The sequence below is a fragment of the Dietzia sp. NPDC055340 genome, from assembly GCF_053645335.1.
Window position 1 is genome coordinate 40208 of record NZ_JBSHML010000006.1, and the last position, 13412, is coordinate 53619.

At 69.6% G+C, this 13412-nt stretch carries 10 protein-coding genes; 2 read left to right on the forward strand and 8 right to left on the reverse strand.

From position 1 onward, the window contains the following. Positions 1 to 101: 101 nt before the first annotated feature. Positions 102 to 1529: an MFS transporter gene (locus ACWIFB_RS05805; protein ID WP_454057613.1), complete on the reverse strand. Its 1428-nt coding sequence runs from the start codon at positions 1527 to 1529 to the stop codon at positions 102 to 104. A gap of 64 nt (positions 1530 to 1593) precedes the next feature. Between ACWIFB_RS05805 and ACWIFB_RS05810 the strand changes: the two genes are divergently transcribed. Next, a complete protein-coding gene (locus ACWIFB_RS05810) occupies positions 1594 to 2733 on the forward strand; it encodes a cytochrome P450 (RefSeq protein WP_454057614.1) in 1140 nt (379 codons plus the stop codon). 104 nt (positions 2734 to 2837) lie between these two features. Here the strand turns inward: ACWIFB_RS05810 and ACWIFB_RS05815 are convergent, their stop codons facing one another. From ACWIFB_RS05815 to ACWIFB_RS05830, 4 genes are read right to left on the reverse strand one after another with little or no spacing between them, the layout of a single operon-like run. After that, a complete protein-coding gene (locus ACWIFB_RS05815) occupies positions 2838 to 3701 on the reverse strand; it encodes a LuxR C-terminal-related transcriptional regulator (protein ID WP_230928263.1) in 864 nt (287 codons plus the stop codon). Between the two features lie 28 nt (positions 3702 to 3729). After that, the gene (gene mmsB / locus ACWIFB_RS05820; protein ID WP_454057615.1) at positions 3730 to 4626 is read right to left on the reverse strand and encodes a 3-hydroxyisobutyrate dehydrogenase; all 897 of its coding nucleotides are present in this window, start codon (positions 4624 to 4626) and stop codon (positions 3730 to 3732) included. Positions 4627 to 4629: 3 nt separating this feature from the next. Continuing rightward, positions 4630 to 5805, reverse strand: a complete 1176-nt coding sequence (locus tag ACWIFB_RS05825; RefSeq protein ID WP_454057616.1) for an acyl-CoA dehydrogenase family protein — start codon at positions 5803 to 5805, stop codon at positions 4630 to 4632. A gap of 28 nt (positions 5806 to 5833) precedes the next feature. Continuing rightward, complete coding sequence (locus ACWIFB_RS05830; RefSeq protein WP_454057617.1) at positions 5834 to 7360, reverse strand: CoA-acylating methylmalonate-semialdehyde dehydrogenase; 1527 nt, start codon at positions 7358 to 7360, stop codon at positions 5834 to 5836. A 204-nt stretch (positions 7361 to 7564) separates the two neighbouring features. Here ACWIFB_RS05830 and ACWIFB_RS05835 point away from each other — a divergent pair, with 204 nt between their 5' ends. Further along, positions 7565 to 9313 (forward strand): AMP-binding protein, encoded by a 1749-nt coding sequence (locus tag ACWIFB_RS05835; RefSeq protein WP_454057618.1) that lies wholly within the window; start codon positions 7565 to 7567, stop codon positions 9311 to 9313. Positions 9314 to 9484: 171 nt separating this feature from the next. Here the strand turns inward: ACWIFB_RS05835 and ACWIFB_RS05840 are convergent, their stop codons facing one another. The 3 genes from ACWIFB_RS05840 to ACWIFB_RS05850 are packed head-to-tail and all read right to left on the reverse strand — an operon-like array spanning position 9485 to position 13407. Continuing rightward, entirely contained in the window at positions 9485 to 10378 is an 894-nt protein-coding gene (locus ACWIFB_RS05840; protein ID WP_454057619.1) for an SDR family NAD(P)-dependent oxidoreductase, read from the reverse strand. Further along, complete coding sequence (locus ACWIFB_RS05845) at positions 10375 to 12090, reverse strand: AMP-binding protein (RefSeq protein ID WP_454057620.1); 1716 nt, start codon at positions 12088 to 12090, stop codon at positions 10375 to 10377. The genes ACWIFB_RS05840 and ACWIFB_RS05845 overlap by 4 nt, the downstream gene beginning before the upstream one ends. Positions 12091 to 12132: 42 nt before the next feature. Further along, a complete protein-coding gene (locus tag ACWIFB_RS05850; RefSeq protein WP_454057621.1) occupies positions 12133 to 13407 on the reverse strand; it encodes a hypothetical protein in 1275 nt (424 codons plus the stop codon). Positions 13408 to 13412 lie beyond the last annotated feature (5 nt).

The following is a 13412-nucleotide window of genomic DNA, read 5'->3' on the forward strand; positions in this document are numbered from 1 at the left end:
TCCTCACCGGGCACGAACGACACCGCGCCCGGCCCCCCTCGGGTGGGGCCGGGCGCGGCTGCTGGTGGGGTGCGGCCCGTCGGGGCCGTCAGGTCACCGGGTCAGGGGACCTCGGTGGCGAGCACCGCGTCGTTCTCGGCGAGCTCACCGGTCACCTTGTTCTTGCTCGACTCGGTCATGGCGAGCACGCACATCATCGACATGGCCGACAACAGCGAGAGCATGATGCCGACTCCGAGGGTGTTGCCCGCGGCGACCATCGCGGCGGCGGCCAGCGGCGGCAGTGCGCCACCGAGGATTCCGGCGAGGTTGTAGCCTAGGCCGGCACCGGTGTAGCGGTAGCGGGCCTGGAACAGCTCGGGCAGCAGCGCGCCGGCCGGGCCGTAGGCGATACCGAAGATGATCAGGGTGACGAGCAGGCCCACGGCGAAGGCGCCGGTCGATCCGGTGTCGAGGATGGGGAACACGACGAGCGACCAGACGATGGCCAGCCCGACGGAGGTGCCGATGACCTTCTTGCGGCCGATCCGGTCGGAGTACATCGCGGACAGGGCGATGGCGAGACCGAAGACCAGGGCGGCGACCATGCCCATGCCGAGGACGAACGGGCGGGAGTGGCCGAGCGTGGCGGTGGCGTAGTTCGTGAGGAACGAGGTCCCCATGTAGAACAGCGAGAACAGCGAGGTCAGCGCGCCGCCGGCGATGAGGATCTCCTTCCACTGGAAGCGGATCGCGTCGGCGAAGGGCAGGGTCGCGAGTGCGGTGTCCTTGGAGGCGAGCTCGCGGTCCTGCTTGAAGACGGGGGTCTCCTCGACCGAGACGCGGATCCAGAGGCCGATGAGGACGAGGACCGCGGACAGCAGGAACGGGATGCGCCAGCCGTACTGCATGAACGCACTGTCCGGACCCGCGTTGTTTCCGGCGACGAGCGCGAAGATGAGGAAGGTGCCCGACGACAGGAAGAACGCGAAGGCCACACCGAGCTGTGGCCACATGGCCATCAGTCCGCGCTTGCCCTCCGGTGCATACTCGGCCGTGAGCAGGGTGGCGCCCGCCCATTCGCCGCCGACGGCGAAGCCCTGGAAGAAGCGGCACAGCACGAGCAGCGTGGGCGCCACGATACCGATGCCGTTCTCGAAGGCGCCGAACGCGCCGGTCTCGTAGCCGGGGAGCAGACCGATGAACACGGTCGCCACGCCCATGATCATCAGCGTCCACACCAGCGTGCGCTTACGACCGATGCGGTCGCCGAAGTGGCCGAATACCGCGGCGCCGACGGGCCGAGCGAAGAAGGCCACGGCGAAGGTGGCGAACGACGACAGCGTGGCCGAGGCCGCACTCTGCTCGGGGAAGAACAGCGTGGGGAAGACCAGCGCGGCGGCCGTGCCGTAGATGAAGAAGTCGTACCACTCGATCGTCGTACCGATCGAGGAGGCTGCGGCGACGCGCGCGAGCGAGGTCTTCTTACCCGGGACGCCGGCCGCCGCCTGTGGCGTCGCGCCCCCCGTGGGCGAATTCGTGGCTGTCAAGACAACTCCAGTCTTCTCAGTGTCGCCGGGCTGTGAACCTGCGGCGCTGACAGATTTCTCCGACGTGTTCACGTCGACTGAGAAGAAACTATGTGAGGCGAGCCACACCCGGTACACCCGAAAGTGGATGCCGGGTGATCTGGGCCACATCATCTGCAGCGCGGCGACCCACTGTGCGCCCGCGCGGAAGAACGCGCTCGCCGACCTCGCGTACAACGACGCACGGGTAGCGGCATTCGCGAGCTGCGTCTCGGAGGAACTGGAGGAGATGCTCACGACGCTCGCCCGGGAGCGGTCGGGATCGGTGTACGACGCGACCACCGTCGCCTTCGGCCGCGCCGCGTTCCGGTGGGCGGGTGTGCCGGTGTCCACCGGGGAGGCCGACCGGAGGGCGCATCAGATGAGCAGGCTTCTCGACACGGTCGGTCGCCCGGCCACCAACCCCCTGGCGTGGGTCGAACGGGCGAGGCTGGACCGCTGGGCCACCGGCCTGATCCGCGGCGCCCGCGACCGTGCCCGCGGCGGCCACGCACGCGTCGCGCCGGACTCGGTGCTGGCCGCGATCGCCGACCTGCGGGATGAGAACGGTGCTCTCGTGTCGGATCACACCGCGGCCGTCGAACTCCAGAATCTCACCCGGCCCACCGTCGCCGTCGCACGCTTCGCGGCCTTCACCGCCGTGGCATCGGTCGAACACCCCGACTGGGCGCAGCGGATCCGCGAGGCGACCACCGCCGCCGGGCGCCTCACCGACATCCCGGAGACGGTCGCGTTCGCCCAGGAGGTCCGGCGGGTGTACCCGTTCGTCCCGATGCTGCCCGCCCTCGCCGCGGTCGACACCGAGATCGGCGGCTGTCCCGTCCACCGCGGCCAACGCGTGTTCCTGGATATTCTCGGCACCAACACGGACCCGAATCACTGGGACGACGCCGGGACGTTCGATCCGGAGCGCTTCCTCGACGTGGCCGACGCCGAGGAACTCGCGGCGTTCATCCCCCAGGGGGGCGCCGGGGTGCGCAGCGGGCACCGCTGTCCCGGCGAGAAGATCGCCGTCACCGCCCTGTCCGCGACCGTCGCCGCGCTGTGCCGCCCCGGCGTCGAGATCAGCGACGACGCCGACGACCTGACGTTCCCGTGGACCCGGATGTTGACCCGCCCCGCCACCGGTGTTCGGCTGCGCTACCGCGCGACCGCCACCACCTGACCAACGGATCCGGCCGGCTGCCTCCGGACGCGGTTGCGGGTACGTACCGGCCCACCGGGTCCCGGCGGCACAGACCGGGACAGGTCAGCGCAGGCAGGGGCAGATCAGGGCAGAACGCCGAGCAACCGCGCGCGGGCGACGGACTCCATCCGTGACCGCGTGCCCAGCTTGGTGCCGATGTTGCGCAGGTACGCCTTGATCGTCTCGGGAGACAGCGACAGCCGCGCGCCCACCTCGGCATTGGAGCATCCCAATGCGACCTGGGCGAGCACGTCGATCTCCCGCGGCGAGAGAACCGGCTTGTCCTGGACCGGGGTATCCGCCGCGTCCGGGGCCCTGCCGACCCCCGCGAGCGCGGAACCGGCCGCGAGCAGCCGATTCCGCAGCGCGGCGTCGCCCAGTTCCGCGGCGATCGCCCGGAGTTCGCCGTGCAGCATCCTGATCTGCTCGCGGTCGGTCGCCTCCAATCCGGCGCCCTGCTCGGCGGCGGCCAGATCGGCCATCCGGAGCCGACGGTCCACCTCGTCACGGATCTGGAACTCGGACGACAGCTCCGCGGCCACCGAGGTGAACGTCCGCGCGACCTGATCCCCCAGCTGGGTGGCCACTCGCGCCGAGCCGTACAGGATCGTCCGCGCCACCCCGGAGACCATGACCGGCACCGAGATGATCGCCCGGAGCCCCTCGAGCTCCACCGCGGCCGCGTAGTCGCGGGTGATACTGGAGCAGTCCTCGTAGTCCCGCACGGTCGCGGGACGACCGGAGGCCATGACGTGACCGCCGAGCCCACGCCCCTTGGCCACGGCCAGGCCCTGCATCGAACTGGTGCGGGCGCCGATGAACCGGGTCAGCTGCGCGGTCTCGCCGTCGGCCTCGCCAGCGAACACCATCGGCAACCCGGATTCCTGCCGGACTCTCCGAAGGGCGCCGAGCACGGCGTCCGAGTCCTTGGGGCGGTGGGTGGACATGGTCTGCTCTCCCGAGAGTTACAGGTGGTCAGCTCCCCGCGGACTCGCGGATGCTGGTGATGATGGCACTGAAGTCCTTGCTGCCGTTGTCCTGCGCGAACTCGTCGTACAGGGCTGCCGCCGCCGCGCCGAGCGGAGCGACCGTTCCCGTGCTCTCCAGGGCCGCGAGAGCGAGCCCCAGGTCCTTGTTCATCAGGGCCGTGGCGAACCCGGGTGTGAAGTCGTTGTTGGCCGGAGAGGTGGGCACCGGTCCGGGAACCGGGCAGTTGGTGTGCAGCGCCCAGCTGTTGCCGGTGGCCCCGGTGACGACGTCGAACAGCGCCTGGTGCTCCAGCCCGAGCCGCTCGGCGAGGACGAACGCCTCACCGATCGCGATCTGGTGGACCGCCAGAACCATATTGTTACAGACCTTCGCCGCCTGACCGGCACCGGCGGCACCGCAGTGGATGACCTTTCCGGCCATGGGCTCGAGAACCGGCTGCGCCGCGGCGAAGGCCTCGTCCTCGCCCCCGACCATGAAGGCCAGGGTCCCCGCGGTGGCACCCTTGACACCGCCGGAGACCGGGGCGTCCACCTGCAGCATGCCGGCGGCGACGGCCGTGGAATGCACCGCACGAGCGTCGTCGACCGAGATCGTCGAGGAGTCGATGAACAACGTCCCCTTCACGGCCTTGGGCAGTACCTCCTCGTAGGTCGAGGTGACCAACGCGCCGTTGGGCAGCATCGTGATGACCACCGACGCCCCCTCGACGGCCTCGGCCGGCGAGGCGCACACGGTCACACCCGCGTCCCGCGCGGCGTTCTGGGCGGCCTCGACCGGGTCGAAGCCGCGGACCTCGTGGCCCGCCCCGACAAGATTGGCCGCCATGGGCCCACCCATGTTGCCGAGGCCGAGGAACGCCACAGTCTGCGAACCGTTGTTCATGTCCTACGCTCCCAGTCCGCGCGCGGCGACGGCCCGGCCGACGACGACACGCATGATCTCATTCGTCCCCTCCAGGATGCGGTGCACCCGGAGATCTCGCACGATCTTCTCGATTCCGTACTCGGCCAGGTACCCGTAGCCGCCGAACAGCTGCAGCGCCCGGTCGGCGATCTCGAAGCACCGATCGGTCACGAACAGCTTGGCCATCGCGCACAGTTCGACGTGGTCCGGCTCCTTGGCGTCCAGGGCCGCGGCGGCGCGCCACAACATGAGGCGACTGGCCTCAAGCTCGGTGGCCATCTCGGCCAGGGTGAACCGGATGGTCGGCTCGTCGATGAGCGCACCACCGAACGCCTCGCGATCGCGCAGATGGGCGACCGCCTGCGCGTACGCCTGCTGGGCGCCGCCCAGCGAACACGCCGCGATGTTGATGCGGCCGCCGTTGAGTCCCCGCATGGCGATGGTGAAGCCGAGGCCCTCGCCACCGGTGTCCGCGCCGCCGATGAGGTTGGCGGCCGGCACGCGGACGCCCTCCATGATCACCTGAGCGGTGGGCTGCGCGTTCCAGCCCATCTTCTGCTCGTCCGGGCCGAAGCTCAGCCCCTCGGAATCGGCCGGGACGATGAACGTCGAGATGCCCTTGGCACCCGGGTCACCGGTGCGGGCCATCACGACGTACACGTCCGACTGGCCACCGCCGGAGATGAACTGCTTTGTGCCGGTGAGCACGTACTCGGCGTCCGGGCCGTCGCCCTCCCGGACCGCCCTGGTCCGCAGCGCCGCCGCATCCGAACCCGCGCCCGGCTCCGTGAGGCAGTAGCTCGCGAAGAGCTCCATCGAGGCCAGCTTCGGGATCCACTGCCGCCGCTGCTCGTCGGTGCCGAACTCGTCGATCATCCACACGCACATGTTGTGGATCGACAGGTACGCCGCCACCGACGGGCAGCCGCGGGCGAGCTGCTCGAAGATGCGCACGCCGTCCAGACGACGCATCCCGCTGCCCCCGACGTCCTCGGAGACATAGATCGCGCCCATGCCCATCCCGGCCGCCTCGCGGAGGACGTCCTTGGGGAAATGGTGGGTCGCATCCCACTCCTGTGCCCGGGGCGCGATCCGCTTCTCGGAGAAGTCACGGGCCGCGTCGACGATGACCTTGTCGTCGTCATCAAGGGTGAACATCAGTGTTCCTCTCCTACGGTGACCGACGTCAGTCCATCGTCGGGATGACGAACTCGGCACCGTCCTTGATTCCCGAGGGCCAGCGCTGCGTGACCGTCTTGACCTTGGAGTAGAACTTGATCGACTCCGGGCCGTGCTGGTTGAGGTCGCCGAATCCGGACTTCTTCCAGCCGCCGAACGTGTGGTAGGCGATCGGGACCGGGATCGGCACGTTGACGCCGACCATGCCGACCTCGACGCGGGAGACGAACTCGCGGGCGGCATCGCCGTCGCGGGTGAAGATGGCCACGCCGTTCCCGTACTCGTGCTCGTTCGGCAGACGCAGGGCGTCCTCGAAGCTCTCGGCGTGGACGATCGTGAGGACGGGCCCGAAGATCTCGTCGGTGTAGACGCTCATGTCGGTGGTGACGTTGTCCATCAGCGTGGGGCCGACGTAGTAACCACCCGAGATGTCCTCACCGTTGAACTCGCCGGTGTACGCACCGACGCCGCGGCCGTCGACGAGGATCTTCGCCCCGGCCTTCTCCCCCTGGTCGATGTAGTCGAGCACCCGGGCCTTGGACTCGGGCGTGACCAGCGGGCCGTAGTCCGACTGCGGGTCGTGGCTGTGGCCGACCTTGAGCTCCTTGACCTTGGGCAGCAGCTTCTCGAGCAGCTTCTCAGCGGTGCCCTCGCCGACCGGGACGGCAACCGAGATGGCCATGCAGCGCTCACCGGCCGAGCCGAAACCGGCACCGACCAGGGCGTCCGCGACCTGGTCGAAGTCCGCGTCCGGCATGATGATCGCGTGGTTCTTGGCGCCACCGAAGCACTGCGCGCGCTTGCCGGTGCGGGCCGCGTTCTCGTAGATGTACTGCGCGATCGGGGTGGAGCCGACGAAGCCGACGGCCTTGATCGTGTCGTTGTTCAGAATGGCGTCGACGGCCTCCTTGTCACCGTGCACGACCTGGAACACGCCGTCCGGCAGACCGGCTTCGGTGAACAGCTCGGCCAGGCGCACCGGCACGGACGGGTCGCGCTCGGAGGGCTTGAGCACGAACGCGTTACCGCACGCCAGCGCCGGGCCGGCCTTCCACAGCGGGATCATGGCGGGGAAGTTGAACGGGGTGATGCCGGCGACCACGCCGAGCGGCTGGCGCATCGAGTAGACGTCGACGCCCGTGCCGGCGTTCTCGGTGTACTCGCCCTTGAGCAGGTGCGGGATGCCGATGGAGAACTCGATGACCTCGAGGCCGCGCTGGACGTCGCCACGGGCGTCCGGGGTGGTCTTGCCGTGCTCGATCGCGAGCAGTTCGGCGAGCTCGTCCATGTTCTCGTTGACCAGCGCCACGAAACGCATGAGCACGCGGGCGCGCTTCTGCGGGTTCATGGCCGCCCACTCCTTCTGGGCGACCGCGGCCTTGGCGATCACGTCGTCGACCTCGGCGGTGGTCGCCAGCGGCACGACTGCCTGCGCCACACCGGTGCTGGGGTTGAGCACCTCCTGACTGCGACCACCGGTCGCGGCGACGCGCTTTCCGTTGATGTAGTGCTCGACCTGCCTGAGATCCGACATGGACGTCCTTCCTGACGTGTGGGTTGCGACCTCTGGTGGCCGCGCCCGTTCCCGTGATGACCATCACCATATACTTGCACCTCCTAGTAATCCAGGGTTGGGGCCCGGATCGCCCGCACCCCTCCCCTTTCGGGTGTACCGCGGACACACCCCCCCGCCCTACTGTGAGCTGACTCACTTTACGATTCATCGACAGGAGCATCCATGCCGCCGCTCTCCACCGAGGCCACCGAACAGTTCCGCGCCGCCCGCGACTTCCTCCAGGCGAACGCCGAGAACTACGACGCCGCCCGGGCGGGATTCGTCTGGCCGGAGCTCGACGAGTGGAACTGGGCGCTGAACTGGTTCGATGTCCAGGCCGAAGGGAACGACGATCCGGCGCTGTGGATCGTCGAGGAGCACGACGGCGGCGGCGCACCGACCGAGGCCAAGTACTCGTTCGACGAGATGCGGATCCGGTCCGACCGCACCGCCAACTGGCTCCGCGACCGCGGGGTCGAGCCGGGTGACCGGATCCTGCTCATGCTCGCCAACCAGGTGGAGCTGTGGGACGTGATGCTCGCCGTGATCAAGCTCGGCGCGGTCGTCATCCCGGCCACGACGCTCCTCGCGGAGGGCGACCTGCGGGACCGCATCGCGCGCGGCGGGATCAAGCACGTGATCGCCCGCGCCGAACTCGCCGAGCGATTCGCGTCGATCTCCGGCGACTACCAGCGCATCTCCGTCGGCGGAGCCGCGCAATCGGACACCGTCGGCGGAGCCGCTGAAGGCTGGACCGACATCGCGGCCGCGATGGACGCCTCCCCGGACTTCCAGCCGAGCCACACCACCCGCGCGGACGACACGCTGCTGCTCTACTTCACCTCGGGCACCACCAGTAAGCCCAAGCTGGTCGAGCACACGCACGCCTCGTATCCGGCCGGCCACCTGTCGACCATGTACTGGATCGGTCTGCAACCGGGAGATGTCCACCTCAACGTCTCCTCGCCCGGCTGGGCCAAGCACGCCTGGTCCAACGTGTTCGCGCCGTGGATCGCGGGCTCGTGCGTCTTCCTCTACAACTATTCCCGCTTCGACGCCACGGCGATGATGCGCGAGATGGACCGCTGTGGCGTGACCAGCCTGTGCTGCCCGCCCACCGTGTGGCGCATGCTCATCCAAGCCGACCTGGCGCAGCTGCAGAACCCGCCGCGCCTGGCCGTCGGGGCCGGCGAGCCCCTGAACCCGGAGGTGATCGGCCGGGTCCGCGACGCGTGGGGCGTAACGATCCGCGACGGCTTCGGGCAGACCGAGACGACCGTGCAGATCGCCAACACCCCGGGCCAGCCGATCAAGGACGGCTCGATGGGCCGCCCCTGCCCGGGCTTCGACGTGGCGCTCGTCGATCCCGCGACCGGCCGGGAGGTCACCGAGGACGGTGCCGAGGGTGAGATCTGCCTGCGTATGGATCCCCGCCCGCTGGGCTTGATGGTCGGTTACCACGGCGACCCCGAACGCACCGAGGCCGCGTACGCCGACGGTTTCTACCACACCGGTGACGTGGGCTCGCGGGACTCGGACGGGTACATCACCTACGTCGGCCGCACCGACGACGTGTTCAAGTCGTCGGACTACCGGATCTCCCCGTTCGAGCTGGAATCGGTGCTGCTCGAGCACCCGGCGGTCGCGGAGGCGGCGGTGGTCCCCTCCCCCGATCCGGTCCGGCTGAGCGTGCCCAAGGCCTTCGTCGTCCTCGCCGGCGACTGGGCGCCGGACGAGAACACGGCCCGCGAGATCTTCGAGTACTCGCGCTCCCATCTGGCGGGCTACAAGCGGATCCGCCGCCTGCAGTTCACGGATCTGCCCAAAACCATCTCGGGCAAGATCCGGCGCGTGGAGCTGCGCAGGGGCGAGGTCGACAACGGCCCGTCCGTCGACTTCCCGGGAGAGTTCCGCGAGGACGCCCTCCGCTGACACCCCCGTCACTCCGGTACGTTCTCCCGGGTATCCACCCGGAGAATCGCTGACCGGGGTGACGGCGGGCTGGCTTGCGTGGGGCCGCGCCCGACGTGGGATGCGGAGGACGGGCCCCGCGCGGTCATCCGCGCGGACGCCGGAACCTGCGGGTACCGGCGCGGATGCTCGTCAGCGGCGGAGGTGGTCGTCGATCTCCTCGGGAGTCCAGGGCGGGCTGTCGTGGAAGTCCCGATAGGCCAGGATCTGTGCCTCGGGCGTGGGGAACCTGCCGAGGAAGCCGCCCGAGCCGGCGAACACCCGTCCGGTGATCCCGGCGGACAATCCCGAGGCCAGATAGGTGTAGAGGGGCGCCACGTACCGGGGCCCGGCGGGGTCGAGTGCACCGGCGACGCTGAGCTCGTCGAGCATCCCCCTACGCCCCAGTTCGCGGATCTTCCCCTCGTAGTCGTCGCCCTCGGACAGCCTGGTGCGCGCACCGGGGCACACCACGTTAGCCCGGACGCCGTGCTCCGCCAGCTCCGCGGCGATCGCCATGGTCAACGACGTCACCGCTCCCTTGCCTGCCGGATACCCCGTCCCCCCGTAGTCGCCCTTCCATGCGAATGAGGACGTGGTGACGATCGTCCCCGCCCCCTCCTCGACGAAGTGTGGGGCGAACTCGCGACAGGTCGCGAAGACCGTACCCAGGTGGGCGTCCATGAGATCGGCGAATTCGCTGTGCCCCACGGTGAGGATCGAGGACCCCGGCGGTTCGGCCACCCCGGCGCAGGCGATCAGTCCCGCCACCACCGAGTCGCCCTCGCGGGCCCGCTCGAGGAGTTCACGCGCCACCTCGGGCAGATGGGCGGATCCCGCGACACCCGTGATCCGCCCGTCCGAGCGGGCCGCCAACTCCGTGACCTGCCGCTCCAGCGCGGCGTTGTCGCGGCCGTTGAGGACGACGTCCGCACCGCGGGACGCGAGATCTTCGGCCACTGCGGCGCCGATGCCGCGGGACGAGCCGGTGATCGCGAAGACCTGCCCGTCGAGGCGCAGCCGCGAATCGTCGGCGGACGGGGTCATGCGGACGCGCCCTCGACATCGGTCCGGCGGTCCTGATCGGTTCGGCGATTCTGATCCGTGCCGCGCCCCCGACCGGTACGTCGATCGTGGTCGGGCGCGCGATCGGCGACGAGCGTGCGCGCCCAGCCGTAGTCCGTCTTGCTACTCGGATGCCGCTCGACCTTCTCGACGACCCACAGAGCCGCCGGGACCTTGAAGCCGGCCAGGCTTCCGCGCAGTGACGCCTCGACCTCGTCGAACCGACCGTCGTGCCCGACGGCCCACTCGATCACCGCGCCGACACGATGTCCGAAGCGCTCGTCGGGAATGCCCAGCACCACAGCGTCCACGATCCCGTCCACCGCCTTCAGCGCCGCCTCGACCTCCTCGGCGAAGATCTTCTCGCCGCCGGAGTTGATGACCTGGCTGCCCCGTCCGAGCATGATGATCGTGGCCGGGCCGTCATAGCGGCCACGGTCCCCGGTGAACACCCGCATGGTGCCGGCGACCTCGCGAAACGTCTCGGCCGACTTGGCCGGATCTTTGTAATAGCCGGTGGGTTGGTAGCCGGACTTGACGATCCAGCCGATCTCGGTCGAATCGTCGGGAAGCGGCTCGTCGAAATCGTCGACCAGTTGCAGAGTGGTGCCCCGCGGGATGCGCGGGCCGTGATCGGTGAACAGGGAGCCGTCGTCGAGATCGGCCTTGGTGACGACCCCCAGGCCGCCGAAACCGCTCTCGGACGAGCCGAACGCATCCATGATCATCAGGTCCGGACGCAATCCGAGCAGGTCGGCCTTGACCGACGGGGAGAACAACGCGGCCCCCGAGGAGATCATGAACATGCTCGAGGTGTCGGCCCCGCTCTCCCTGAGGCGTTCGACGATCGGGCGGACCATCGCATCCCCGGCCACGACGGCTACCTGGATCTTCTCGGACTCGATCTCCTCGAGCGCCTCGTCGGCACGGAAGTGCGGAATGTAGTGCATGGTCCCGCCGGCGAACAGCCCGGTGAAGCTCGGCATGAGGCCCGAGGTGTGGATCAGCGGCAGCAGGATGAGATAGCGCATCGGATCGCCCGCGAGTCCCGACCGCGACTGGTGGAACTCGTCCGGAACCGGTTCACCGGTGTGATAGTCAGCGCCACCGCCGAGGCTGCGCCACAGGTCCTCCTGCCGCCACATCACGCCCTTGGGCTTGCCCGTGGTGCCCCCGGTGAACACCAGGAAGAGGTCGTCGGCGCTGCGCTCGACGTCGGGCCGCTCTCGTGAGGCGGCGGCGAGGAGCGCGCGGGCGTCCAGAGCCCCGGCCGGGAGGGGCTCCACGCCGGATCCGTCGTCCACGACGATCGTGTGGCGGACGGAGTCCAGCCCCTCGGCCGCGCCGGCGACCGCGGCCCCGAACTCGCGGTGGAACACCAGCACGCAGGCATCGGAGTAGTCGTAGAGGTAGCGCAACTCGGCGCCCGAGTAACGGTAGTTGACGCTGATCGGCACCGCACGGAGCTTGAGGATGCCGAGGATCAGTGCCAGGCAGTCCACGCCGTTGCGGAGGTGGACGGCGACGTGATCACCCGCCTTCACCCCGAGGTCGGCCAGGACGGAGCACCACCTGTTGGCCTCCTCGTCCAGCCCGGTGTACGTCAGCCGCCGGTCGTTTTCGACCACGGCCAGCCGATCGTCGCCGTACGCATCGACGGCATGCTCGAAAAGGTCAGCCAGATTGTGTGCCATGACGGGGCCTCCGGGATCAGGCGGTTCGGGTGGGATGCGGGGTCAGACGGGAGTGATGGGCAGGGACGTGCGTGCGGGACCGAAGTCGAAGGCCGCGCCCGTGCTGATGCGGGTCACGGCGACCTCCTCCGATTCCTTCGCGGGAGTCTCGCCGAGACGCAGAACCGCCTCGAGTCGTGAGCCGTCGCCGGGCACGGCCGCGACGGTCCAGTGCGGGTCGACCGCGTGTACGGCGGCTTCGAGCGGGCGCAGGTCGCCGGCGGCCATCAGCGGCAGCCAGGTGTCGTCGCCGAATGCGTCCGCGGAGGTGTCCCAGGAGACGGTGAGCTCGCGCCCGTCGTCGGACACCCGCGACGAGTAGCCGGTGTAGGCGGTCGGCCCGGCCAGGGGATGGCTATCGAGGACCGCGGCGAGCCCCCGGGCGTCGGGGTCCGCGCCGAGGGCGTCCCGGATGCGACCCGCGGCGACCCCCGCGATGCCCGTGGCCTGGTACGCGAGCAGCCGGTCGGCGGTCTCGCGATCCGAGCGGCGCCGGACCGACTGGTGGAACCCCACCGCCAGCAGGTGCATCTGCAGATACACCTCGCGGACGACACGGATGAGGGCCGCCGAGGTGAATTCACCGAACACGAGGTCCGTCAACAGCGGGCCCGCGTAGTCGTCGCGCTCGCCCTCGCCGGCGGTGTCCTGCGGGGCGGGCGGGTCGAACCGGAAGTCGATGAGCCGGCTGGACGCCGACTCGACCGCGGGTCCGGGCATCGGCGCCGGTGGGGCGTCCGGGTCGATCCGTACCACCCAGTGACAGTGCGGTGTCCGTCCCTCGGGGCTTCGCGGGGGTCGGTGGATCGGCTCGACGACCGCGCGGGGGTTGGTGGCCAGCGCGGTGGCCGGGAAGGTGGGGTCCTCGATGTCGTGACACATCGTCGTCACGAGCCTGTCGCCCATCGGCTCGACATCCATCAGCGCCCCACAGTGGTCGAGCCAGAACTCGCCGTTGTCGTGGTCGGTGATCCCGTACCGGAAGTCCATGAACTCGGGCGGCGCCCCCACGTCGAGCTGGAAGCCCTTGAAGATCTCGGCGACGCCGTCACCGGTGATCGACAGCGCCTCCTTCATCCGGCGCGTGTAGTGCGGGCTGGCGGCCTGCCACTCCTCGATGGCCACGTCCCGCATGCCGTCCACGCCGAACTCGCCGAGCAGCGCGGGCATCCCCGCCCTGTCGATGAGCTGCCCGATCAGCAGGAGATCGGGCAGCAACCGGGCGAGGGAGGCGTGGTCCAGGGTCTCGAGCGGATCCGGGCGCGACAGCGGGGCCATGGGGC